Raw genomic sequence first — 22,324 nt, forward strand, 5'->3', positions numbered from 1 at the left:
CCATTTTTAAATTTAACGTTTCATTGTTATAAAGCGACGATACGCTAACTATGGCACAAATACATTTTCCTTCTCCGCGACTCTGCGCCTCCGCGAACTCCGCGTAATTGAAATGTAATTCGAGAAAAGACGGGTGAATTCGGTGAATTACAATTTGTTATGAGTACCGTCGCAGTAGGGCTTGTCGGCGGTGTGTTTGCAGCCGCAGAGGTGGACGGTCTTTTTTTCGTTGATGGTGAACTTGACCGGCCCGAAGTCGGTGTCCTTGTGGGAACCGTCGCAGAAGGGCTGGTTGGCGGATTGGCCGCAGGCGCACCAGAAATAGTCGCCGGGTTCGAGTTCCACGGCATAGGGGCCTTTTTGAGCAATAACCGGTTCGGACATGGGTCTCTCCTTCTCGTTATAATGAGTTGCATCATAACAATGCTTCGGCAAAATAAAACAGCTATAACGGAAGGGGCTTTGACATGGGGTGTCCGGGAGCGGGGCGTTGAGCAGTCTGACGATTGAGGCGCTGCGGGTGCAGCAGGTGGTACTGGATGTGACGGTCAAGGATGCGGAAATCGTCTGTCTCAGCGGGCCTTCCGGCAGCGGCAAGAGCCTGCTGCTGCGGGCGATGGCCGATCTGATTCCCCACCAGGGGCGGGTGCGCCTGGATGATATCGGGTGTGACACGCTACCCGCCCATCAATGGCGACGCCAGGTCGGTCTGTTACCGGCGGAGTCACAATGGTGGCGCGATCGGGTGGGTGACCATTTTACCGATCCCGAGCCCGCCTGGTTTGAACAGCTGGGTTTTTCAATGGATGTGCTTGACTGGGAGCTGGCCCGCTGTTCGACCGGGGAAAAGCAGCGTCTGGCGATTCTGCGCCTGTTGTGTCAGCGGCCCAAAGCGCTGTTGCTCGATGAGCCTACCGCCAGTCTGGATCCGGGGAGTGTCAGCCAGGCGGAGACGTTGTTACAGAATTACGTGCGCGATACTGCCGCGCCGGCGATCTGGGTGACCCATGATCCGCAACAGCAACAGCGCGTCGCCCGGCGGCGACTGGTGATTCATCACGACCGGGTGGTGGAGGAACAACTGTGAATATTATCAGCCTGACCCCGCTGGATCTGGGACTGGCCGCGCTGCTGGTGGTGGCGCTGGCCGGGATATCGCTGTGGCTGAGGCTGGGGGTGACGCAACGGCTGCTGATCGCCGCCCTGCGCACGACACTGCAGTTGTTACTGGTCGGCCTGATTCTCAAGGTATTGTTCGAGAACGTCACCCTGCTGTGGGTGGTACTGATTTCCTCGGTCATGGTGCTGATTGCCGGCCGTGAAGTGATGGCTCGCCAGCAACGGCCGTTCCGGGGGCGCTGGGGCTATGCCCTGGGCACCCTGTCGATGTTTGTCTCGGCTTTTGCCACCACACTGTTTGCCTTGCTGATTATCATCAATAACGATCCCTGGTATCAGCCCCAGTACGCCATTCCCCTGCTCGGTATGATGCTGGGCAATACCATGACCGGGGTGGCGCTGTCGCTGGATCGCCTGACCAACAACGCCTGGCAGCAGCGGGCGGTGATCGAAACCCGCCTTGCTCTGGGGCAGCGCTGGCAGGATGCGCTGCGCGAGACGGTCCGCGAGAGCGTTCGCGTCGGCCTGATTCCGATCATCAATGCCATGGCGGCGGCGGGGATCGTCAGCCTGCCGGGGATGATGACCGGTCAGATCCTTTCGGGCACGGCGCCGGTGGAGGCGGTCAAATACCAGATCCTGATCATGTTCATGATCGCCGCCGGCACCGGCTTTGCAATCCTGATCGCCAGCTGGCTGGGTGCCCGGCGATTGTTCGATGAGCGCGAGCGCTTGCGGCTGGACAGACTGAGGGAGGCCAGGGAATGAAACGGCGTAGTCAACAGATTGGTACCGCTCTAATGCTGGTACTCATGTTACTGGCCCCGGCCGGGGCCGAGATATTTAAATGGACCGACGACCAGGGCCGGGTACATTACGGTGATCGCCCGCCCGACGAGGACGCCCGATCGGTTGATGTCGATCCCGGTACTTCCACCGGTAGCCCGGCACCGAGCGACGCCGAACGCCGCGAAAAAACCCGCCGTCTGCTGCGCGCCTATGATGAGGAGCGGCGCATCAAGCAACAGCAGGTGCAGCAGCACCAGGCCAGGGAAGCTGAACGAAAACAGCGCTGCGTCCGGGCGCGTGATCGCCTCAAACAATATCGTCACGCCGGCGCCCTGTATGACCTTGATGAGCAGGGCAACCGGCAGTTCCTCGAGCACGATCAACGTCGGCAGGCTGAAGCCCGCGCCGCGCAGGACGTCGATAAGTGGTGTAACTAATCGCCCCGGGCGTAGCGCAAGCCGGCCATCTGGCGCGAAGGCGCCAGATGGCCCCGGGGCTGACTACGCCGTTATCTCAGTGTGAAGGTGCCGGATCTTCGTCCTCCGAGCCGGTCTTCAGATTGGCCACCATTTCAAGCGTGATCGCGTCGAAGCGGACGATTTCACCGCCATATTCCTCGATAAAGTCTTCGGCGGCGGTTTTATCGGCAAAGGAAGCCAGTGTCGGACCCATGGCGCCTTTTCTGGGGTGATTGATCACATACCATGCTTCTCGGGCATCGGTAAATGCCGAGTTCGAGGGGGCTTCCCACTCGGTAGATGCGATGTCATGGGTATAGATTCCGGTTATCCGGGAACGGACTTCCGGCTGGAGGACATGGCTGAACATATCCCGGGTGGAACAGTATTTAAACGGGGTAGAGCTGCCGCGAATGAATGCCTGACCTTTCGGGCCGGGATGGTTGTGAATCGTCATGCCACAGACATGACATTCGTCACCACTGCTGATAGGAACAGGCTTGCTGGACGCTGTTGAGTCATCGCTGCGATCACAGCCGGCCAGCAATAGCAGGGCGGCAAAAACCGGGATAAAGATCGAATAGTGTGTTTTCATTCAGGATATCCTCTTGTGAAATAACCAGGCGGCCACCGAGAAGGGAACGATCACCCAGAGCAGCAGTATCCCGGCCAGCAGACCGGGTTGAAACAGACGTGCCGAGGCGATCGAAACCAGACCGGAGTAAGCCTGCGTTGCCTCAAAGCCGGCCAGATTGGCGAGGCGGAATACGTCGGTCGGATTGAGCAGTAACAGATACGGGAACAGATCGGATGAGACGGCACCCTCGGTCGCCACCAGCAGACCCAGCAGACCCAGATCAAAGACCAGCACAAACAGGAACCAGACGATCAATGCCAGTCCGGCGGCCCGGGATTTTTCGCTCACCAGGGTGCTGATCAGATAGGCGATGGCGATAAAGACCCAGCCGAGCAGGACCGAAGTCAGAATAAACCAGCCCAGCGAGGACCACAGATCCAGCGCGGAAAAATTACTGCTCAACGCGGCGATGACGATCCCGGCCAGGCCGAAACCGGCAATGGTCGAGATGGCCAGCGCGGCGGCATGGCCCAGGAACTTGCCGCCGAGCAGTTGCAGGTGAGTCAGCGGATAACTGAGCAGTAACAGCAGGGTGCCCTGTTCCTCCTCGCCCACGACACTGTGATAGGCCAGCAACAGCGCAATCAGCGGAATGATATAAATCGCCAGGCTGGCGAGACTGACGATAGTGGTGTCCAGCGATACGAAGCCAACCTGTCCGGCGGTGGCCGAGCCGAAATAGGCCAGCCCCAGGGCGAACAGGGTCAGTACCACGGTAATGGCCAGAATCCAGCGATTGCGCAGGCTGTCGCGAAATTCCTTGCGCGCGACGATCAGAACTTCATACATCGCGAGACTCCTGCGGGGTGTTGTAATGGGTATACAGTGCCTCCAGTGACGGCGACTGGACCTCGACATCCTCGATATGCTCATCGGCAAGCAGCAGCCTCAGAACCTCAAGCTTCCTCTCCAGCGGCACGGATATCAGCAGATGATTATCGATCTGCTCCCAGGCAGTAATGCCGTGGTTCTGTAAAAGGCTGGCAGGAACTCCCTCCGGCCAGTTACCGCGGGCACGTATTTTGAGCGGCAGCGCCGCATCCCGGCGCAATTCGGGCAGGGAGCCCCAGGCGTGCAAGGTGCCGGAACCGAGGATAGCGACCCGATCCACATGTTGCTCAATCCCGGGCAGAACATGGGAAGAGAGAACAATGGTTGTACCCTGCTGGCGCAATTGATCCAGGGTGGTGAAAAAGTCCCGTGTTGCAATCGGATCCAGACCGACAGTGGGCTCGTCGAGTAATAACAGGCGGGGCGAGCTGAGCATGGCCTGGGCCAGTCCCAGACGTTGCCGCATTCCCTTGGAATAGGTTTTGACGCGACGATCCGCGGCCTGTGAGAGCGCGAACTGTGCCAGTAATTCCTCACAGCGTGCCCGGCCGATACGCTTGAGACGGGCAAAATACTCAAGCACCTCGCGTCCGGTCAGCTGTTCATAAAAACTGACGCTTTCCGGCAAGTAGCCCCATTGCATGCGCAGATTGTTGGTCTGTCGCGCCCGTGGCGAATGACCCAGCACGGTGATGTCGCCCCGGCTGGGGGCGATGACGCCCAGTATGAGCTTTATCGTGGTGGTCTTTCCGGCGCCGTTATGGCCCAGCAGGCCGACAATCTCGCCCTGATCGATGGTTAAGGACAGGTCCGAGAGTGCAGTAACACTGTCGTAGTATTTGCCGACATTACGCAGCTCGATGCAGGGCGTCATTGCAGATCTCCGGCAATTGGAACCTGGGTCATTAGCGGATGGCTGTCCTTGACGCCGGGCGGGCGTAAAACGGGAAACTGTTCCTGGACCCAGCGCAGTGTCTGTATGGCCGGGCTGTTGAGGAGAATCTTCGCTTCCGGGTATTTCCAGAGTATCTGATCGACACCGTCATTGGGTTGATAGGGCCTGTCACCAATACCATCGGCATCAAGATCCCAGCCCAGGTAGTCTGTCCAGTAGTTACCAGTGCCATTTTTTGACCATTCCTGACGATCTGTCGAAACATACTTGACCTGGGTGCGATTACTTACAAAGTTATTCTGATAGATATCGTTGTCATTAGAACCGGCGGTAAGATGAATGCCAATGCCACTATTGGCAAAGAGATTACGGTAAATTTCATTCTTTTGTGAATTATAGACAAACAGAGCTTTCCCTTCGCCACCTGGTATGGCTTTGCCGGTGGACAAAGATGATGATCCGTAAGTGATATCACTGACGATGTTGTCGGCTATGGTGCTGTAGAGAATATAGTTCATCAAAATTCCGTAGTTTTTATCGTTCTCTGAACGGTTTCCGGTCACCGTCAGATATTTTGACTGCATCAAGGCATACCCCGTTCGGGTGTGGTTGGTTTTGTTGCCTGTAACCTCGTTGTGGTAGGAATACATATAGTGGATGCCATAACGAAGATGGTGAAGATGATTGTCACGCAACACATTATGATTGCTGGTATCGATATAAATTCCGTCGCGAGTTCCCCATACCTCGTTGCCTATTGCTTCGGTGCGGCGTGTGTTGAACAGATGAATGCCATTGCCCCGATCCTGTGAACGAATGGATGTGTCACCCTCTATATTATTGTTGATTATGCGGGCATTCTCGGTGTCCTGCAGCCAGATACCAAAAGCCGTGCTTTCGATATAATTGTTCTCAATGCGTGTATTTAGTGCAGTACCTTCGATAAATAAAACAGCATTCATGTCGGTGAGGTTGTCACCTGAATTGCGTAATCGAAGATCGCGGACAGTAACGTCCGGCGCACGAATACGTATTACATCACCCTGTTGGCCACCATCAATTATTGCATCGGGGGTGCCCTGTAATGTCAATGATTTTTCTATTGTAAGGTTGGCGCGATATATGCCAGGTCCCAGAATTATTCGATCGCCAGGCTGGGCCTGTTCGATTGCCTCGGTAAGAGCGCCTTTATTCGGATCAATATGTATCGATGCGGCATTTGCCGAAAAGCCGGTTATGCTACTGAGTAAAATCAATGCAGACTGAATAACGACGGCTGGTTTGAAATTCATAAATCTGTCTGTGTGAGTGAGGTTAGAAGTACGCCAACCCCTGCGGGTTGGCGTACAACGGCTAAATTGCACTTGGAAAGTGTTTGCTAAGGTCAGGCCTCGACGATAAAGCGACCGCGCATTTCCATATGAAGTGCATGACAGAACCACTGGCAGTAGTACCAGAAAACACCGGGCTTATCCGCGGTAAAGGTGACCGAGGAAGTCTGCTGCGGGCTGATTTCCATGGCAATGCCATGGTTGACCAGAGTAAAGCCGTGGCTGACGTCTTCGATCTTATCCATATTGGTAATAACGATCGTCACCTCGTCACCTTTCTTGACGCGAATTTCGGTCAGGCCGAAGTTTGGCGCAACAGAGGTCATGTAGGCTTTGACTTTGTTACCATCACGGATAACCTTGTTGTCTTTTTCCAGGTCAATACCGTCCTTCTTGGCCATGGCGACGGTCTCGGCGAAGTAATCATCCTTGCGATCCCAGATCTTCCTGGTCTTGAGCTTGCTGCGGTGAATCATTTCGCAATCGTGCGGTTCGGCGAATGCCGGTCCGTCGTGGACCAGTTTCATCTCCTCACCGGAAATGTCGACAAGCTGATCGTTTTCCGCATGCAGCGGTCCGCAGGGCAGGAATCGGTCCTTGGAGAATTTGGACAGCACCATAAGCCATTTGCCGTCAGCCTCGCGGGATTCGCCCATGGTGGTATGGTTGTGGCCGGGCTGGTAGTGGACATCGAGCTTCTGGCGGATATAGTCCACATCTTCCCCGTTATAGGCGCGCACGGCATCTTCGATGTTCCATTTGGCAACCTGACTGTCGATGAACAGAGTGGTGTAGGCATTGCCGCGCCCGTCAAAGGCGGTATGCAGCGGGCCCAGTCCCAGTTCGGGTTCAGCGGCAACCGTGTCACGCGGGTCCTTGAGCTTATCAGCAAACAGGTCATCCAGCTTGTCGATGTCAATCAGGGTGACAGTGGGCGAAAGCTTGCCGTTAGCCACAAAATACTTGCCGTCGGGCGAGGTGTTGAGTCCGTGCGGACTTTTGGGAACGGGGATATAACGGGTCAGTTTTGAGCCCTTGCGCCCGTCGACGACCGGCACTTTGGCGTCGCCCAGGGTCTCGTAGTTCCCGTCCTTGATCGCCTGTTCGATGCGCGGGATGTTGAAAACCACCACCCAGTCGCGCTCGTTCTTCATTGTTTCCTGCAGGGTGTAGCCTTCCTCACTGTTGTAACAGGTCGAGGCGGCATATTTACCTTTGTAGTCCGCATCCGTGTTATCCAGGTTCCCGTCGACGATAACCTGAAACGCCATTTCCATTTTCTCCGCGTCGATCGCGTTGAACATGGTGTAGTACTTGCTGTCGTCATCGGAAAAACGGCCGTCGTTGGGGTGCGGGATCCGGAACTCGGCATTGGCGAAGACATATTTCGTCTCGGGCACTTTTTGCAGCCGCATCCCGTGCATCGCCTGGACATTGGGAACTTCGACAATTTTGTCGGTTTTCATGATGTCGCAGCGAATCCGGGCCACCCGGGTGTTTGCCTTGTCATTAATAAACACATAGCGCCCGTCATGCTTGCCATCGGTAAAGCTCATGTGCGGATGGTGGGTGTCGCCATTCAGGGGGGCGTTGTCGCCGAGAACCCGTTTGGACTCATTGGTCAAACCGTGGCCGGTGGCGCCGCAATAGTTGAATACCGGAATCCGGGTCAGCTCGCGCATGGACGGAACACCCAGCACGCGGACCTCGCCACTCTGGCCGCCGCTCCAGAACCCGTAATATTCATCCAGTTCCCCCGGGCCGACATGGACCTTTAATCCATCACCATCTTGGGCCGCCCAGACCTTGTAGGGCAGCACGCCCGAGGCCAGACCAAACCCGGCGGCACCGGCCAGACCGGTGGATTTGAGGAAGTTACGACGGGATACGCCGTGTTCGTTGTCGATATCACTCATGATAGCTCTCCTTATGGTGCGTTGTTTTGACCAGTGTGACGATAATCCGGACTACTTATCGTTGTTGCTCGTGTTGCCGGCAGGCAGCGGTGCTGCTTTCATGTCGGCATCGGTGTCAGAACCCTTCTCCATCCACTGGGCTTTCTGACGATTTCGGGCCGCCTTTTCATGTTTGCGGCGTCTGTCCACCAGGGGCGGACATTTGTGGTTGTCCCAATAGGTGACCTGGCAATCCAGACAGTAATGGCACTCATTAACATTGATTTCGCCGGTGTCATGAATAGCCTGGATTTCACATTCATTGGCGCATATCTGGCAGGGCTGACCGCACTCCTTACGACGGCGCAACCAGTCGAACAGGCGCAGGCGGGCGGGTACCGCCAGCGCCGCACCCAGAGGACACAGATACTTGCAATAGAACTTGCAGTTGAATGCGGATACCACGACCAGGCCGAAGGCATAAAGGAAGAACGGCCACTGGCGATCGAAACGCAGGGTGATCGCGGTCTTGAAAGGCTCGACCTCGGCGTAGTATTCGGCCGTGCTGAGGGAGCCCAGCGAGATGCCAAACAGCGCCAGCAAGATAATGTATTTGATTGCCCAGAGCCGGTCGTGCACCAGGGTGGGGAAGTTGTATTGCGGCACCCTGAACTTGACCGCCACCTGGTTGACCAGTTTTTGCAGGGCCCCGAAGGGGCACAGCCAGCCACAGTAAACACCGCGGCCCCAGAGCAACAGGGTGACGGCGACGAAACTCCAGAGAATGAACATCACCGGATCGATCAGGAAGGACTCCCAGCTGAAGCCGCTGATCAATGAGTTGACAAAGGTCAGCACATTGACAATGGAAAGCTGTCCCAGCATGTACCAGCCGATCACAAACAGGGTGTAGAGCAGGAAGCCGGTACGCAGATACCCCACCAGCCGTGGATAACGGACCAGCCAGTCCTGCAGGAACAGGATCAGGGTCAGAACCACCAGGCCGATGACCAGTATGGCAATCTGGAAAGTCCGGTCATACCAGACCTCCACCCACATGGCTTCCTCTTCGGCGGCCTCGACCCGGGGTGCCGGTTCGGTGACATATTTGGGCGGGATTTCGTAACTGCCGGTAAAGTCGGTGAAGATACTGTCCAGCGGTCCGGTGGCGCGGCGCACCAGCAGGGAAAGGTTCCATGCCTCGCCCGGATCGAAGGCATACTGATCGCGAATGATAAAGATGGCCTTCTCCGACAGATCCGGCATGCCATCCAGGTAGATATCCTCCAGACGATAAAAATCGAGATCCCGGAAGTTGATCTGCTGATCGCCCTGGGCGACGTTGATTCGATCGAAAATCCCGCCCCGGACATAACCGGAGCCCTTGAAAGAGTAGTTGCCGTTGGCCATCACGGCGATAGCATGTTCGCCGGGTTTCAACTCGGCCATCAGCCGGTTGTACTGGCTTTCGCCCAGCAGGTTGCGACCGACGGTGGGTACATTCAGATAGGTATAATAAAGATCGATAAAGACATCGCAGCGCTCGCCCGATGGCGCATCGGTGCAGATGCTTTTGACGGTACCGCGGTCTTCGGCTTCGGTGCCCTCGAAGGCTTCCTCGACATCCTCGGTGCTCAGCAGCATCCGGCGGATGGCACCGTTGCCGGTCAGGTAGGTCCAGTCGGCCTGTTCGAAAACATCCTTGCGAACTTTGGCCGGCTCATGCGTGGCGCTTCTTCGCGGGGTGGTAATGCCTCGTGATTCGGACACCTTGCGAGCCGATTTCAGGATGGTACGGTTGATGACGATGACCGTGACTGTGGCGCCGGTGATCGCGTCGACATGGGTGCGCCCTTCGCGCTCGCTACCGCCGACCTTGATGCGTTCTGTGACCGAGTGGCCGACGTATTGATTGGCAAAGCGATCCAGGGATTCTTCCGGTATACCTACCAGCAGTATCGGTTCGTGGTGCTCGATGACCCGGGTACCGGTAATTAGCCCTTCCATATCAATGCCGATGAGCAGATTGACCGGCTTGCCCGAATAGGCGGGGATCTTGACACTGTCGGAAGACTCGAAAACATACCCGATAACCTCGTCATCCTTGTAAACGGCGGCGGCCGGCGGATCGCCTTCCAGCTCGCCAAATCGATCTGCTTCGGGGAACATGTCCCGTATCTGGGGATGTTTATCGTCAAATCCCGCCAGGGCGGTAAGGGGCAGGATCAGCAGTAGGGCGATGGTGACCAGCGTGAGTCGCCCTCGGGGGATCAAGCTGTTATTCGGAAGGGGCTGTCTGAAAGTCATCAGGTCGTATGAACCTTGGTATTATCCTGGTCAGCTGGCTGAATCCGTGTCGGGAAACAGACGGTGAACCACCATCATGGTTATATTCAGCAATTCGGCACGTTATCTGCGCACCTTACTCATCAGAGGAATGTCGCTTGCAGGAGTCAAACACGTCCCTCAGCAAAGCAGGCGTGTTTGATATAAGCTACAGACTGTCTGATATGCTACAAAAGTAGCATACCGAGGTTATCTTTCCACTTGATTGAGGTCAAAATCCCCGAAGCAATCACAAAGTTGATTGCTGCACTGTATTATTTGATATCTAAGAGGGCGGAGTGTGACGGACAATGCGGGTATTCAGGGGGAGGTGGTGACTACTAAATCACCACTTTTGGTTGATGAGTCATCAACCGGCATCAGGACAACCGGCCAGAATCGCGTAACAGGCGAGACAGATAACTTCGAACGCCGGGGAGGGTCGGTTATCTGTATGCCCGGAACAGTTTTCCGAAGTTACTTGCCAAGCTGCTGATGCAGGAAAGTCGGCATGGCCAATGCCGCGCGGTGAATCCCGGGGTTGTAATAACGGGTTTCAAACGGCCGCTGGGTGGCGTCCTGTTCACGGAAGCGGGTCAGGTCGCTCGTTTTGCCGGCCAGGGTGGCGCTCCACCAGCCGCTGGGGTAGACCGGCTGCGGGAAACCCAGGGTGTTGACGGCGGCAAAGCCGGCATCAGCCATGGCGGTATGCATCTCTTTTAATAAGCGTTGATGGATCAGCGGGGATTCGCTTTGCTGTACCAGCAGCCCGTCTTCGCCCAGGGCCCGGTGGCAGTCACGGTAGAATTGTTCGGTGAATAACCCCTGGGCGGGGCCGATGGGATCGGTGCTGTCGACGATGATCACATCATAGTGGCCGGGTTCGGCATCCTTCACCCACCGGATGCCGTCGACAAAATGGAAGGCTGCGCGCGGATCGTTGTTGGCGGAGCACAGCTCAGGGAAGTACTGTTCCGACAGCCGGGTCACCTGCTCGTCGATCTCCACCTGCTCGCAGCTTGTTACCCCGGGGTGCTGGAGCACTTCGCGCAGGGTGCCGCAGTCGCCGCCACCGATGACCAGCACCCGCCCGGGATCCGGGTGGGTAAACAGCACCGGGTGAGACATCATTTCGTGATACAGAAAGTTGTCCCGATCGGTGAGCATGATAAAACCGTCGATCGCCATCAAACGGCCCCATTTCTCGGTCTCGAAAATCTCGATTTTCTGAAACCCGGTCTGCACCTCGACCAGCTTCTCCTTTATCTTGAAGGAGAAGGCGGAGCCGGCTTCATCACAGATCTCGGTAAACCATTCTGTCTCGGGTAACATAACTCCACTCCGGAAAATATTTGGCGTGAGCAGGGAAACTGCCATTATACTTGAAATCCCGGCCCCGAATAAAACAACATCAGGTGATCATGTCAGACTGGAGCATACAACAGGCCCTTGCCACCTACAGCGTGGCCTACTGGGGCGAAGGCTACTTCGGGATCAATGATCAGGGGAACATGCTCGCCCACCCCGACAGGCAGGCGAAAAGCCGGGGTATCGATCTCTACCGGCTCGCGAGTGAGGCGGTACGTGACCACAATGTCACCCTGCCCATCGTGGTGCGGTTTACCGATATCCTGAACAATCGTCTGGATACCCTGTGCCAGAGCTTTCACGAGGCGATGGCCAGTGACGGTTATCGCGGTCGATATACCGCGGTTTATCCCGTCAAGGTCAATCAGCAGGCCAGTGTGATCCGGCAGATCGTCGAACACGGTCAGGAACGGGTCGGACTCGAGGCCGGCAGCAAGCCGGAGCTGATGGCGGTACTGGGACTGTCCCGCCCGGGCGGGGTGATCGTCTGCAACGGTTACAAGGATCGCGAATATATTCGCCTGGCGTTGATCGGGCGCAAGCTGGGTCAGCAGATCTATATCGTGATCGAAAAACTCTCCGAACTGGAACTGGTGATCCAGGAGTCGCAGGCGCTGGGCATTACACCTCTGCTGGGAATCCGGGTCAGGCTCTCCTCTATCGGCGCCGGCAAATGGCAGAACACCGGGGGCGAAAAGGCCAAGTTTGGTCTCTCCGCGGCGCAGGTGATCTGGGTGACCGGACGGCTGCGCGAGGCCGGGTTGAGCGACAGTCTGCAGATGCTGCATTTCCATCTCGGCTCGCAGATCGCCAATATCCGGGATATTCAGCGCGGTATGCTCGAGTGTGCCCGCTATTTTGTCGAGCTGCATCGCATGGGGATCGACATCCGCTGTGTGGATGTCGGCGGTGGACTGGGTGTCGATTATGAGGGCTCGCGTTCACGCAGCTTCTGCTCCATGAACTACAGCGTCCACTCCTACGCCAATAATATTGTGCGTGTACTGTGGGAGGCCTGCGAGGAACATGGCCTGGCCCACCCGGATATCTTTACCGAGTCGGGGCGGGCCATGACCGCGCACCATGCGATGTTGATCACCAATATTATCGATACCGAGCAGGTCCCCGACGCCAGTGCCATGCTGGAGCCGCAGAGTGATGACCCGCTGGTACTGCAGGATATGTGGCAATGCTACGAAGCGGTCCAGAATGAAACCTCCAGTCGCACGGCGATGGAGATCTATCACGATATCAAACACTGGCTGAGTGAAGCGCAAAGCATGTATACCCACGGGGTACTGGCGCTGGATCAGCGCGCCTACGCCGAGGAGCTCTATTACGTCATTTGCCAGCGGGTGCATGAATTGCTGTCATCCAGCAACCGGGTACATCGCGAGGTGCTGGATGAGCTGCACGACAAGCTGGCGGACAAGTACTTCGCCAATTTTTCCCTGTTTCAGTCAATTCCCGATGTCTGGGCGATTGATCAGATCTTTCCCGTGGTGCCGCTGCACCGCCTGGATGAAAAACCGACCCGCCGGGGTGTGATCGAGGATATTACCTGTGACTCGGATGGTCGGATTGACTATTACGTCGACGGCGAGGGCGTTGAATCCAGCCTGCCGTTGCATGCGCTGAAACCGGGTGATTCCTACCTGATCGGGATATTCATGGTCGGCGCTTATCAGGAGATACTCGGGGATATGCACAACCTGTTTGGCGATACCGATTCGATCAATGTCTCCCTTGCCAAAGACGGCGGTTATCATATCGATCAGGTGCTCTATGGCGACACGGTGGATTCGGTGCTCGATTATGTGCATATCAGCGCCGAGGCGCTGCTTGACAGTTACCGGGCCAAGGTGGCGCAGGCCGGGCTTGGTGAGAGTGAACGCGAAGCGTATTTGCGCCAGCTTGAATCGGGTCTTAATGGCTATACCTATCTGGAAGACGAATAATGACCCGGCAGTTTGAACTGCCGGGCAGGTTTTATAACAGCAATCGATGTAAAGGTGATAACAATGCAGATTCTGGTAGAACGCAATCCTTCACCGGCCAAGCTGGACGTTATGGGCGTGTACGACTGGCCGATCTGGGAAAAAGAGGCATCAACCTTCCCCTGGAAATACGATCGTCAGGAAACCTGTTATCTGCTGGAGGGCGATGTCATTGTCACCCCTGAGGAGGGTGAACCGGTGCAGATTCAGCGCGGCGATCTGGTGACTTTCCCCGCCGGCATGAGCTGCACCTGGGAAGTCCGCGAAGCGGTCAAAAAGCATTACGATTTTCAGTAGCAGCCAGTAACTGGTTACTAGCAGCTAGTTACTAGCTGCTAGTTAACTTTACTAAAAACGATACTGGATACCGGCGGAGAGATGAGAAATGTCGGATTCGATAATGGTGTATTCGGCGATCAGATCCATCTGCTTGTTGAGGTTATAGGTGGCACCAAAGCCAACACTGGGTTCGAAACCGTCATGTGAGCCACTGCTCCCCGTGCCAGAGTAGTCGGAATCAGAATAGACCATTCCGGCACGACCGCGCAGTGTGGCATACTGGTCGAGTGGATAGGAATAAACGCCATAGGCGCCCATTGTAAAATAGGAGACATCGATACCGGGGCGATCCGGATCGAGGATGGTGGCGGTAAACTCACCTTCGATGGAAAAGTTCTCATGCACCCTCGGCACCGGCCGGCCAAAGGTGCCGATAACAGCCAGGCCGTTGCTAAACCCGTCAACATCACTGATTCCCAGTTGCAGGTTTATATAATCGCCGGACTCGGCGTAACTGGCGCTGCTCATTGCCAGTAAACCGGCGGCAGTTAATAGTTTCAGGGTTTTCATAGCGTACCTCAAAATAGAGTCAGTGGATTGTTTATCTCGTAGTGGTAATAAAATAATAGTAGACAGTCGCAAGGTGATAAACCATAAACAATATCACAGTGTATATTGATAGCGGTGCTAAAAAGCAGTAACCCGACAATCTGGTGCTAAATCCTAGCGTCGCAGGATGGCGATCCAGCGTCCCAGACTGAGCAAACTTGACAGAGAGGCCGCAACATAAGTGAGGGCGGCGGCGCGCAGAATACGCTTTATCTTGGGCAGGTCTTTGGGCCGGACGTAACCTTCGCGCAAGATTGGCAGAGCCTTGCCGAAGCTGGCATCGAATTCCACTGGCAGGGTGATTAAATGCACCAGCGTCGCCAGTAACATGGTGCCAAGTCCAAAGATGATCTGTAGCACAATGACCGAGGGGGCTCGCGATAGCAGGGCGACCAACGGGGCGATGAGGATCACGGCGGCGCCGATCTTCTGGGCGCTGTTGGCGGTTTTCGCCAGTCGGGTACGCAGTTTGAGTTTATGCTCGCCGCGATGATGCTGGATGGCGTGGCCCACCTCGTGCGCGGCGACCGCTACTGCCGTTAGCGAGGTGCCAGCGTAATTGTCCTGGCTGAGACGGACTGTGTTGCTGGCAGGGTCGAAGTGATCCCCCTCGGCGTCGGCGACTTCGACCTGATAGTTTGGCATACCAAAACGATCCAGCAGATGCCGGGCCAGTTCGCCGCCGGTACCGGGCATGTCCTTGCGCGGTTTACTGTAACGTTTGAAAGTATAGCGGGCCCAGAGGCCGGGACCGAAGAACAGGCCCAGTAGCAACAGGAGTATCAGCACATAGGGCATGGGGGCAGTGGAAGCTCAGCTTTTTTCCTTGACCACGATGGTGGCGATGCCGTTGTCCTGCAATCGCTTGCGGGTGCGGTTGACGGTGTCGAGGTCGTTAACGGGACCAACCCGGACCCGATGCCAGGTATCGTCGTTATTAATCTTGACGGTCTGCACCGAGGCCTCGATACCATACAGGGCCAGTTGTGCCTTGAGCCGATCCGCCTGTTCCTGGTTGCGAAATGAACCTGCCTGAATGATATAACGCACATCGCTGTCCGCGGGCGGCGTTGACGGGTCGGGTTTGTCCGGTTCGACGGGCTTGTCGACCTCGCTCGTGTCCGATTCCTTGCTGAACAGATCATGCTCGGGAATTACCACTTCCAGTTCCGGCAGAATGGTATAAAAATCAAAACGGGGTTTGTCTTCTTCATCCTCGCCGGGTGACGGAGGCGCCTGCGGGTCATCACGGCGTACGTCACGGGTGTCCTTGCGAGTCTCCTTGAACTTGCCGATCAGCTCGTTAACCGAACTGCTGATATCCTTGTCGGGATCGGTCCCCGCGTTGTCCGCCAGATAGATCAGAAACGCAATAAACAGGCCGATAAACAGTCCGCCCAGCAGCCATACCCAGCCGGGCAGGGAGTGAGGATGCCTGGGTTTGGGTGTTTTGGCGTAATCGCGTGGCATGGCACAAGCCTATCACTGAACGGGTAGCGGATACAGCGCGGCCCGTTTGCTCATCGTTACATGGATTCCGGTGCCGAGACACCTAGCAGGCCCAGGCCGTTGGCGATCACCTGGCGGGTGGCCAGACTCAACGCCAGCCGGGCATTACGCAGCGGGGCGTCGTCGACCAGGATCTTGTGTTCGTTGTAATAGGTGTGAAAGTCATTGGCCAGTTCGCGCAGATAGTGACACAACTGGTGTGGTTCATGGGCCAGGGCTGCCGCCTCGATGACTTCGGGATAGCGGGAGAGGCTGGTCAACAATGACAGTTCGTGGTCGGTCGTGAGCAAGCCCAGTTGTTGCAAAGCTTTGCCCTGTTCGTATTGCCAGCCTTTTTCTTCCAGCTTGCGCAACGCGCTGCAGACCCGGGCGTGGGCGTACTGGATGTAATAGATCGGGTTGTCCTTCGACTCGGACTTGGCCAGATCCAGATCGAAGTCCATGTGTTGCTCGCACTTGCGCATGACATAAAAGAAACGCGCCGCGTCGCTGCCGACTTCCTTGCGCAGCTGGCGCAGGGTGACGAACTCACCGGAGCGGGTCGACATCTGCAGCTTCTCGCCGCCGCGATAGAGAATGGCAAACTGCACCAGCAACACATCGAGTTTCTCCGGGTTATCGCCCAGCGCCTTGAGTGCGGCCCGCACCCGCGGCACATAACCGTGATGATCGGCACCCCACACATCGATGACCCGATCGAAGCCCCGTTCCAGCTTGTCCATGTGATAGGCGATGTCCGAGGCGAAGTAGGTGGTCTGGCCATTGTCGCGCACCAGCACCCGATCCTTCTCGTCGCCGAAATCGGCGGAGCGAAACCAGAGCGCGCCCTCTTTCTCATAGGTATGGCCGCTGTCTTTAAGACGCTGCAGGGCCTTGTCCACGGCGCCGCTTTCGGTTAGCGAGCGTTCGGAAAACCATTCTTCGTAGGCGATGCCGAACTGGGCCAGATCGTCGCGAATGTCATCGAGGATGTGGTTAAGCCCGGAGTCAAAGACAAAACGGTACTCGTCCTCGCCCAGCAGGTCGCGCGCGCGTGCGATCAGCGCATCGATATAAAGCTCCTTGTCACCACCCTGCGGTTCGTCGGCAGGCAGTTCGGCGCTGATCGTCGCCCAGGGGTGACGAAAACGATCCCCATGTTCGCGATGCAAGGTGGCGGCGATGTCCCAGACATAATCGCCCTTGTAGCCATTGGCGGGGAACGCCAGCTCCTCGCCGGCCAGCTCCAGATAGCGCAGCCAGACACTGGCGGCGAGGATATCCATCTGCCGCCCGGCATCGTTCACATAGTATTCGCGATGCACCGCAAAGCCGGCGGCGGCCAGCAGATCGGCGACCGCCGCGCCGTAGGCGGCGCCGCGACCGTGGCCCACATGCAGCGGCCCGGTCGGATTGGCCGAGACAAATTCCACCTGCACCCGCTGGTCGTTGCCGACGGTGGAGTGGCCGTAGGCTTCACCGGCTTCGAGGATCTGCGGGATCACCGCGTGAAAGGCGTCCTGACTCAAAAAGAAATTGATAAACCCGGGCCCGGCGATCTCCACTCTGGTGACATTGGCGTCGGCCGGCAGCGCGGCGACAATCTTCTCGGCCAGATCCCGTGGTTTGGTTTTCGCCGGCTTGGCCAGCAGCATGGCGACATTACAGGCCAGATCCCCGTGGGAGGGATCGCGGGTGCGCTCGATCTGGATGGCGGGGTCGGCGTCGGGAGGCAGGGTACCGTCGGCCCGCAGGGCCTCGACGGCCTGCGCGATCAGGGCCTGGAGCGTGTTTTTCATGAAAAATTCAAATCGCTTGCGTGAATCGTTATTGGGGCGCCGATTGTAAACCACCCGCCCGCCTGCGCCTAGCGCAAGCGGGAGGGACGAGGTACGAGTGACGAGGGACGAGGGGGTTGCAGGGGCTGATTTTATATCACCCCTCCCTGGCCCTTCCCTGGAAGGGGAGGGAAAACTCGCAAAAGCAAAGGTTCCCCCTCCCACAGGGAGGGGGCCAGGGGGGAGGGGAGATAAAAGCCTCGTACCTCGTCACTCGTCCCTCGTACCTGCCCGAAGGGCGGTGTTTCAGAACATCTCCAACGGGTCGACATCAACTGACCAGCGCACCCGGCGACTGTCCGGGAGTTGTTCGATGCGGACGAGCCAGTGCTGCAGGAAACGCTGCAGGGTCTGGCGATCGCCGGACTGGACCAGCAGCTGGGCGCGGTAGCGGCCGGCGCGGCGTTCCATGGGCGAGGGGACGGGGCCGAGCAGTAAGGGCTGATCGCTGCCGGTGGGGCCGGCGGCCTGGCGGGCGGCCTGCAGAAAGTCGAGTGCCGCACGCGGATCGACCGCTTCGGCGCGGATCAGGGCCAGGCTGGCATAGGGCGGCAGTTCGGCCTGGGCTCGTTCCTGCAACAGGGTCTCGGCGAAGGCGGGGTAGTCGTGAGCGGCCAGCTGGGCCAGCAGGGGATTGTCGGGATGGTGAGTCTGGATCATCACCTCGCCGGGGCGTTCGGCGCGCCCGGCGCGCCCGGCCACCTGCAGGATCAACTGGCCCATGCGTTCGCTGGCGCGAAAGTCGGCGCTGTACAGGCCGTAGTCGGCATCGAGCATGCCGACCAGGGTGACCTCGGGAAAGTGATGGCCCTTGGCCAGCATCTGGGTGCCGAGCAGGATGTCGGCCTCGCCGGCGTGGATCTGGCGCAGCAACTCCTGCAGCGCGCCCTTGCGCCGGGTGGTGTCGCGATCGATGCGGATGATGCGCGCGTCGGGGAAGCGCGCCTGCAGGGCCTCCTCGACCCGTTCGGTCCCCAGCCCCATGGGCAGCAAGTCTTCGGTCTGGCATTCGGGGCAGGCTCCGGGCAGGCGCTGTTCGCTGCCGCAGTGGTGGCAGCGCAGCTTGTGCTGGCCCCGGTGCACGGTCAGGTGGGCGTCGCAACGGGCGCAGCGGGCGTGCCAGCCGCAGGCGTGGCACATCAGTACCGGCGCGAAGCCGCGCCGATTGAGAAACAGCAACACCTGGCTGTGCTGATCCAGGTGTTGCTGCATGCGCGCCAGTAACTGGGCCGAGAGGCCGTGTTCCAGTTTCTGGCCGCGGACATCCTGGATAATGAAGCGCGGAAAGACCGCCGCGCCGGCCCGTTCGGGCAGGCTCAGATGTTGATAACGGCCCTGGCGCACGTTGTGCAGCGACTCCAGCGACGGCGTGGCCGAGCCGAGCACGATCGGGATGTCCAGTTTCTGCGCCCGCAACACGGCCAGGTCCCGCGCCGAATAGCGAAAGCCGTCCTGCTGCTTGAAGGAGAGATCGTGCTCCTCGTCGATAATGATCAGCCCCGGGTTGGGCAGCGGCGAGAACAGCGCCGAGCGGGTGCCGATGATCACCCCGGCCTCACCCTGGCGGGCCGCCAGCCAGGCGGCATAACGCTCCTGATCGTTGAGCGCCGAATGCAGCACCGCCACCGGGGTGTTCAGGCGTGCCCGAAAGCGCTCCACCAGCTGCGGGGTGAGGCCGATCTCCGGCACCAGCACCAGGGCCTGACGACCGGCGGCGATCACCCGTTCGATCAGCTGCAGATAGACTTCCGTTTTGCCGCTGCCGGTGACCCCGTCGAGCAGGCTGCAATGAAACTGCCCGAGCTGTCCGGCCAGCTGCTCCACCGCCGCGCGCTGGGCCGAAGTGAGCGCCGGGGGTTGCAACAGATTGGCGCTCGGCGGGGGCAGAGTGGAGCGCAGGTTCATTTCGACCCAGCCCTTGTCGATCAGTTTTTTCAGCACCGGCCGCCAGTTGAGGTGCTCACTGTCCAGTTCGGCGGCATTGATGCCTTCCGGGCGGGCCCGCAGGGTGGCCAGCAGCGCCGCCTGTTTGGGAGCCCGCTTGAGTCCTTCGTTGATTGCTGCAATTCCGGCCGGGGTAAGTTGCCAGTGTTCGCTGCCGCGCCAGACCGGTTGCGCCTCGCGGCGCAGCAGCGCCGGCAGGGCGTTGAGCATTACCTCGCCGATGGGGTGCTGGTAATAGCGGCTGGCCCAGCCCAGCAGCTCCAGCAGCTCCGCGCTGAGCACCGGCACGCTATCCAGTACGGCGGTGGCGCGCTTGAGCTTGTGTTGCGGCACTTCGGTCGTCTGCGTGATTCCCGTCAACAGGCCGATGACCTGGCGATGGCCGAACGGGACGTGGATCCGGATACCCGCTTGCAGTGCGGCCGGATCGGCGCCGGCCGGGGGGCGATAATCGAACAGGCGGCGCAGAGGCGTCGGGATGGCGATCTGTAAAACAGGCTCGCTCATGGTTGCCAGGGGCCCCTCGAAAGTGTGAAACAGATCTCAGTTAGCGTCATTACTTGAGTTCGATTCTAGGTTGAATCACCTAAGTTATTGAGGTGTATTAAGAATGGTTGTTATCCACAGTTTCTGTGGATAACTGTGTGGATGAAATGGGGTAAACCGGGCCAAGGGCCCGACACTATTACAGAGTTGTTAAATTGAGCATATTTTAAACGCATCAGAAAAATCATTAATATCAGCCAGTTATATTATTTTCTCAGTTTTTGCTACAGGTTATGCCCCGGCGAGCGGCGCTAACGTCTTGTTATTACTGGTGCTGTGCATAAAGTTTATGAGCTGTCCGAAAAAACGCCCCCCGCATGCCCCGGATCGGGGCCGGTTTTCACTCCTGATCAGAGACGATCGGGGCGGGCAGACCGTCGATACTGCGCCAGTTATGCTGGTCACGGAACTCGCGAATTCCCCGGGGGCCCTTTTTCTCACTCCAGCGGATCAGCGCCTCCCGCTGGCCCACCAGATCCATCAGTGGTACCCCGTAGCCGCAGGAGGTCTGCACCCGTTCCACCTGCAGATGGAAGAGTTGCCGTACCCCGGGCAGGCTGTCATCGAACAGGCCGCGCAGTTCCCCCCAGTCGGGGCTGGCCGGCGGGATCACTTCGCCCGCCCCGTACAGGCGCAGGATGCGCGGCGGCCCGCTGAAGGCGCAGAACATCAGGGTCATGCGCCCGTTCTCGCTCAGATGCGCGGCGGTCTCGTTGCCGCTGCCGGTCAGATCGAGAATCACCACCGTGTTGGGATCGACAATACGCAGGGTATCGAGCCCGCGCGGCGAGAGGTTGACATGCCCCGCGCCGTCGAGCGGCGCAGTGGCATTGAAAAACAGCGGCTGCTGGCCGATCCATTCGACCAGCTCGGGGGGGATATGCTCAAAGACTTTCATGGTCGCGACTTGCACTCCTGCCTGTGAACTGCAAGTGTAATGCGCCCAGACTTTTAACGCAGCAGGATTGATGTTTATGAACCAGGATGAGCTGGCCCGGGTGATTGGCGAGGCGCTGGGCGAACCGTTCACCATCGATAACATGAGTGGCATTGGCGGGGGCTGCATCAGCAGTGCCAGTCGCATCGACGGCGGCGGGCGCCGTTACTTCGTCAAGTTCAACCGTGCCGATCTGCTCGATATGTTCGAGGCCGAGGCCGAAGGGCTGGCCGCGATGGGGGAGGCCGAGGCGGTCCGGGTACCGCAACCGGTGACCAGCGGCGTCAGTGACGGCCAGGCCTACCTGGTGATGGAGTATCTGGAGACCGGCGGCAGCGGGGACATGGCCCGGTTTGGGGAGCAGCTGGCGCAGATGCACCGTCACACCCGCGCGCAGTTCGGCTGGCATCGCGACAACACCATCGGTTCCACTCCCCAGCCCAATGGCTGGTCCGCCGACTGGGTCAGCTTCTGGCAGGAACAGCGCCTCGGCTTTCAGCTGGATCTGGCGCGCAGACACGGGGCCGGCAGCGCCCTGTATGATCGCGGCCAGCAGCTCAAAGAACGGGTCGCGGATTTTTTTACCGATTACCGGCCGGTCGCTTCGGTACTGCACGGCGATCTCTGGGCCGGTAACTACGCCTTCACCCGCGACGGCGAGGCGGTGATCTTCGACCCGGCCGTCTACTTCGGTGATCGCGAGGCGGATCTGGCCATGACCGAACTGTTCGGCGGCTTCTCGCGTTCATTCTATAACGGTTACGACGCCGCCTGGCCCATCGACCCCGGCTACGCCACGCGCAAGACCTTCTATAATCTCTACCACATCCTCAACCACTACAACCTCTTCGGCGGCGGCTACGCCAGCCAGGCCCAGCGCATGATCGACCAGCTGCTTAGTGAAGTGAGATAGGCGGGTGGAAATAAACGCAGAGGTCGCAGAGTCGCGGAGGCGCGGAGAAAACAATATATTGAAACTTCAAACAGCGGTTTCTTGCTGTGTGAGTTATCTATACATTAGAAAATGCAGATTAAAAA

At 58.1% G+C, this 22,324-nt stretch carries 20 protein-coding genes; 6 read left to right on the forward strand and 14 right to left on the reverse strand.

From position 1 onward, the window contains the following. Positions 1-147: 147 nt before the first annotated feature. On the reverse strand, positions 148-384 hold the full coding sequence (locus tag EDC23_RS13825) for a CDGSH iron-sulfur domain-containing protein (protein WP_134085393.1): 237 nt from the start codon (positions 382-384) through the stop codon (positions 148-150). Between the two features lie 106 nt (positions 385-490). On the opposite strand from EDC23_RS13825, the gene EDC23_RS13830 reads away from it, so the two are divergent. Genes EDC23_RS13830 through EDC23_RS13840 form a run of 3 tightly spaced genes read left to right on the forward strand, consistent with a single transcriptional unit; the run spans position 491 to position 2,345 of the window. Beyond that, positions 491-1,087 carry an ABC transporter ATP-binding protein gene (locus tag EDC23_RS13830; protein ID WP_208321399.1) on the forward strand — a complete coding sequence of 199 codons (597 nt, stop codon included), beginning with the start codon at positions 491-493 and terminating at the stop codon, positions 1,085-1,087. Then, positions 1,084-1,887, forward strand: coding sequence for an ABC transporter permease (locus EDC23_RS13835; protein ID WP_134085395.1), 804 nt, complete (start codon positions 1,084-1,086; stop codon positions 1,885-1,887). The genes EDC23_RS13830 and EDC23_RS13835 overlap by 4 nt, the downstream gene beginning before the upstream one ends. After that, positions 1,884-2,345, forward strand: coding sequence for a DUF4124 domain-containing protein (locus EDC23_RS13840; protein WP_134085397.1), 462 nt, complete (start codon positions 1,884-1,886; stop codon positions 2,343-2,345). The genes EDC23_RS13835 and EDC23_RS13840 overlap by 4 nt, the downstream gene beginning before the upstream one ends. A gap of 76 nt (positions 2,346-2,421) precedes the next feature. Here EDC23_RS13840 and EDC23_RS13845 read toward each other — a convergent pair whose 3' ends face one another. From EDC23_RS13845 to speE, 7 genes are all read right to left on the reverse strand, one after another. Then, positions 2,422-2,961: a nitrous oxide reductase accessory protein NosL gene (locus tag EDC23_RS13845; RefSeq protein ID WP_134085399.1), complete on the reverse strand. Its 540-nt coding sequence runs from the start codon at positions 2,959-2,961 to the stop codon at positions 2,422-2,424. Then, positions 2,962-3,792 (reverse strand): ABC transporter permease subunit, encoded by an 831-nt coding sequence (locus tag EDC23_RS13850; protein WP_134085401.1) that lies wholly within the window; start codon positions 3,790-3,792, stop codon positions 2,962-2,964. Further along, entirely contained in the window at positions 3,785-4,708 is a 924-nt protein-coding gene (locus EDC23_RS13855; protein ID WP_134085403.1) for an ABC transporter ATP-binding protein, read from the reverse strand. The genes EDC23_RS13850 and EDC23_RS13855 overlap by 8 nt, the downstream gene beginning before the upstream one ends. Beyond that, positions 4,705-6,021 carry a nitrous oxide reductase family maturation protein NosD gene (locus EDC23_RS13860; protein ID WP_134085405.1) on the reverse strand — a complete coding sequence of 439 codons (1,317 nt, stop codon included), beginning with the start codon at positions 6,019-6,021 and terminating at the stop codon, positions 4,705-4,707. The genes EDC23_RS13855 and EDC23_RS13860 overlap by 4 nt, the downstream gene beginning before the upstream one ends. A 92-nt stretch (positions 6,022-6,113) precedes the next feature. Beyond that, complete coding sequence (gene nosZ, locus EDC23_RS13865; protein ID WP_134085407.1) at positions 6,114-7,976, reverse strand: TAT-dependent nitrous-oxide reductase; 1,863 nt, start codon at positions 7,974-7,976, stop codon at positions 6,114-6,116. A gap of 51 nt (positions 7,977-8,027) precedes the next feature. Beyond that, the gene (gene nosR, locus EDC23_RS13870) at positions 8,028-10,262 is read right to left on the reverse strand and encodes a transcriptional regulator NosR (protein ID WP_134085409.1); all 2,235 of its coding nucleotides are present in this window, start codon (positions 10,260-10,262) and stop codon (positions 8,028-8,030) included. Between the two features lie 495 nt (positions 10,263-10,757). After that, positions 10,758-11,612, reverse strand: a complete 855-nt coding sequence (speE, locus tag EDC23_RS13875; RefSeq protein WP_134085411.1) for a polyamine aminopropyltransferase — start codon at positions 11,610-11,612, stop codon at positions 10,758-10,760. Between the two features lie 89 nt (positions 11,613-11,701). Between speE and speA the strand changes: the two genes are divergently transcribed. Both speA and EDC23_RS13885 read left to right on the forward strand, forming a co-directional pair. Beyond that, positions 11,702-13,606: a biosynthetic arginine decarboxylase gene (speA, locus tag EDC23_RS13880; protein WP_134085413.1), complete on the forward strand. Its 1,905-nt coding sequence runs from the start codon at positions 11,702-11,704 to the stop codon at positions 13,604-13,606. A 63-nt stretch (positions 13,607-13,669) separates the two neighbouring features. Next, positions 13,670-13,942 carry a cupin domain-containing protein gene (locus EDC23_RS13885; protein WP_134085415.1) on the forward strand — a complete coding sequence of 91 codons (273 nt, stop codon included), beginning with the start codon at positions 13,670-13,672 and terminating at the stop codon, positions 13,940-13,942. Positions 13,943-13,993: 51 nt separating this feature from the next. Here EDC23_RS13885 and EDC23_RS13890 read toward each other — a convergent pair whose 3' ends face one another. From EDC23_RS13890 to EDC23_RS13915, 6 genes are all read right to left on the reverse strand, one after another. Next, on the reverse strand, positions 13,994-14,494 hold the full coding sequence (locus tag EDC23_RS13890) for a porin family protein (RefSeq protein WP_134085417.1): 501 nt from the start codon (positions 14,492-14,494) through the stop codon (positions 13,994-13,996). Between the two features lie 153 nt (positions 14,495-14,647). Further along, positions 14,648-15,331 carry a zinc metallopeptidase gene (locus tag EDC23_RS13895; protein ID WP_134085419.1) on the reverse strand — a complete coding sequence of 228 codons (684 nt, stop codon included), beginning with the start codon at positions 15,329-15,331 and terminating at the stop codon, positions 14,648-14,650. A 15-nt stretch (positions 15,332-15,346) separates the two neighbouring features. Further along, positions 15,347-16,003 carry an SPOR domain-containing protein gene (locus tag EDC23_RS13900; protein ID WP_134085421.1) on the reverse strand — a complete coding sequence of 219 codons (657 nt, stop codon included), beginning with the start codon at positions 16,001-16,003 and terminating at the stop codon, positions 15,347-15,349. A 56-nt stretch (positions 16,004-16,059) separates the two neighbouring features. Beyond that, positions 16,060-17,820 (reverse strand): arginine--tRNA ligase, encoded by a 1,761-nt coding sequence (gene argS, locus EDC23_RS13905; protein WP_134085423.1) that lies wholly within the window; start codon positions 17,818-17,820, stop codon positions 16,060-16,062. Positions 17,821-18,105: 285 nt separating this feature from the next. After that, positions 18,106-20,310 carry a primosomal protein N' gene (locus tag EDC23_RS13910; RefSeq protein WP_134085424.1) on the reverse strand — a complete coding sequence of 735 codons (2,205 nt, stop codon included), beginning with the start codon at positions 20,308-20,310 and terminating at the stop codon, positions 18,106-18,108. 379 nt (positions 20,311-20,689) lie between these two features. Beyond that, entirely contained in the window at positions 20,690-21,247 is a 558-nt protein-coding gene (locus EDC23_RS13915; RefSeq protein ID WP_134085426.1) for a pyridoxamine 5'-phosphate oxidase family protein, read from the reverse strand. A gap of 76 nt (positions 21,248-21,323) precedes the next feature. Between EDC23_RS13915 and EDC23_RS13920 the strand changes: the two genes are divergently transcribed. Further along, the gene (locus EDC23_RS13920) at positions 21,324-22,199 is read left to right on the forward strand and encodes a fructosamine kinase family protein (RefSeq protein ID WP_134085428.1); all 876 of its coding nucleotides are present in this window, start codon (positions 21,324-21,326) and stop codon (positions 22,197-22,199) included. Positions 22,200-22,324: the final 125 nt, after the last annotated feature.

Origin of the sequence: Thiohalophilus thiocyanatoxydans (assembly GCF_004366735.1) — a bacterium.
GTDB classification, from domain to species: domain Bacteria; phylum Pseudomonadota; class Gammaproteobacteria; order UBA6429; family Thiohalophilaceae; genus Thiohalophilus; species Thiohalophilus thiocyanatoxydans.

Excerpts from the sequence above, each read along its gene's own strand:
- speA (WP_134085413.1), top strand. The coding sequence starts at position 11,702 with ATGTCAGACTGGAGCATACAACAGGCCCTTGCCACCTACAGCGTGGCC.
- EDC23_RS13890 (WP_134085417.1), bottom strand. The coding sequence starts at position 14,494 with ATGAAAACCCTGAAACTATTAACTGCCGCCGGTTTACTGGCAATGAGC.
- speE (WP_134085411.1), bottom strand. The coding sequence starts at position 11,612 with ATGTTACCCGAGACAGAATGGTTTACCGAGATCTGTGATGAAGCCGGC.
- EDC23_RS13845 (WP_134085399.1), bottom strand. The coding sequence starts at position 2,961 with ATGAAAACACACTATTCGATCTTTATCCCGGTTTTTGCCGCCCTGCTA.
- EDC23_RS13910 (WP_134085424.1), bottom strand. The coding sequence starts at position 20,310 with ATGAGCGAGCCTGTTTTACAGATCGCCATCCCGACGCCTCTGCGCCGC.
- EDC23_RS13900 (WP_134085421.1), bottom strand. The coding sequence starts at position 16,003 with ATGCCACGCGATTACGCCAAAACACCCAAACCCAGGCATCCTCACTCC.
- EDC23_RS13915 (WP_134085426.1), bottom strand. The coding sequence starts at position 21,247 with ATGAAAGTCTTTGAGCATATCCCCCCCGAGCTGGTCGAATGGATCGGC.
- nosZ (WP_134085407.1), bottom strand. The coding sequence starts at position 7,976 with ATGAGTGATATCGACAACGAACACGGCGTATCCCGTCGTAACTTCCTC.
- nosR (WP_134085409.1), bottom strand. The coding sequence starts at position 10,262 with ATGACTTTCAGACAGCCCCTTCCGAATAACAGCTTGATCCCCCGAGGG.
- EDC23_RS13885 (WP_134085415.1), top strand. The coding sequence starts at position 13,670 with ATGCAGATTCTGGTAGAACGCAATCCTTCACCGGCCAAGCTGGACGTT.
- argS (WP_134085423.1), bottom strand. The coding sequence starts at position 17,820 with ATGAAAAACACGCTCCAGGCCCTGATCGCGCAGGCCGTCGAGGCCCTG.
- EDC23_RS13860 (WP_134085405.1), bottom strand. The coding sequence starts at position 6,021 with ATGAATTTCAAACCAGCCGTCGTTATTCAGTCTGCATTGATTTTACTC.
- EDC23_RS13840 (WP_134085397.1), top strand. The coding sequence starts at position 1,884 with ATGAAACGGCGTAGTCAACAGATTGGTACCGCTCTAATGCTGGTACTC.
- EDC23_RS13825 (WP_134085393.1), bottom strand. The coding sequence starts at position 384 with ATGTCCGAACCGGTTATTGCTCAAAAAGGCCCCTATGCCGTGGAACTC.
- EDC23_RS13895 (WP_134085419.1), bottom strand. The coding sequence starts at position 15,331 with ATGCCCTATGTGCTGATACTCCTGTTGCTACTGGGCCTGTTCTTCGGT.
- EDC23_RS13920 (WP_134085428.1), top strand. The coding sequence starts at position 21,324 with ATGAACCAGGATGAGCTGGCCCGGGTGATTGGCGAGGCGCTGGGCGAA.
- EDC23_RS13855 (WP_134085403.1), bottom strand. The coding sequence starts at position 4,708 with ATGACGCCCTGCATCGAGCTGCGTAATGTCGGCAAATACTACGACAGT.
- EDC23_RS13850 (WP_134085401.1), bottom strand. The coding sequence starts at position 3,792 with ATGTATGAAGTTCTGATCGTCGCGCGCAAGGAATTTCGCGACAGCCTG.